This window comes from Staphylococcus pasteuri, assembly GCF_030547725.1.
GTDB lineage: Bacteria > Bacillota > Bacilli > Staphylococcales > Staphylococcaceae > Staphylococcus > Staphylococcus pasteuri.
Window position 1 is genome coordinate 1 of record NZ_JAUOQO010000674.1, and the last position, 249, is coordinate 249.

The window sequence follows — 249 nt, forward strand, 5'->3', positions numbered from 1 at the left end:
GCCTGGATCAGCACCAAAATAATATCGTTGCGTTGCGGTGCTAGCTGGTGTGCTTCTTTAATGACACTTAAGGCTTCACTTTGTTGGTCGGCTTCCAGCAAGGCTTTTGCTTTAGCAAAAAGTTGCTCTTCTGGTGGCGGTAAATGGCGCACAATAGTTTGCATCACTTCTTCTGGAGACGGGATGTCGGCAAATCCGTCAACTGGGCGACCTTCTTTAAGAATGACGACTGCTGGCGCTTGAGTCACG

The 249-nt window shown here is 49.0% G+C and carries 1 protein-coding gene; it reads right to left on the reverse strand.

What is annotated here, in order from left to right; genetic code table 11:
• Positions 1-249, reverse strand: a 249-nt coding sequence (locus Q4528_RS15130) for a hypothetical protein (RefSeq protein WP_439848945.1), incomplete at both ends; no start/stop codon positions are given.